General features: G+C 56.7%; 2 pseudogenes. One reads left to right on the plus strand and one right to left on the minus strand.

From position 1 onward, the window contains the following. Positions 1 to 129, plus strand: a pseudogene (locus A6013_RS27745) (hypothetical protein); the annotation flags it as partial. On the opposite strand, the pseudogene A6013_RS27750 reads toward A6013_RS27745, so the two are convergent. Next, a pseudogene (locus A6013_RS27750) lies at positions 123 to 349 on the minus strand (outer membrane protein assembly factor BamB); the annotation flags it as partial. The pseudogenes A6013_RS27745 and A6013_RS27750 sit on opposite strands and share 7 nt — an antisense overlap.

The following is a 349-nucleotide window of genomic DNA, read 5'->3' on the forward strand; positions in this document are numbered from 1 at the left end:
GCCATCGTTGCCGATCTGCGCGGTGAAGCACTGCTGAGGAAAGGTGACAAAGCGGGCGCGCGTAAAGCGTGGCAAGCTGGCGTAGAGAGCAAAGCGTCACCTGCGCTGCGCGAAATGATGGAGATGTAGTAAAGACATCCGCTTACGGTCAGGCCGTCAGACAGCAGTGCAGGTTTACGGGAGAACCAGCCGTCTTTTTCCGCCCGGTTAACGGACCACACTTCTTTCCCGTCCTCGGCGTTCACCGCTTTCACGGTACCTTTGCGGTCAGCGGCATAGACAACGCTGTCTGCATACGCAGGATGAAGGTTGGAATAGAAATCACCAATCCCACTGCCCACGGAGACAT

This window comes from Enterobacter sp. IF2SW-B1, from assembly GCF_001743375.1.
GTDB classification, from domain to species: Bacteria; Pseudomonadota; Gammaproteobacteria; order Enterobacterales; family Enterobacteriaceae; genus Enterobacter; species Enterobacter bugandensis.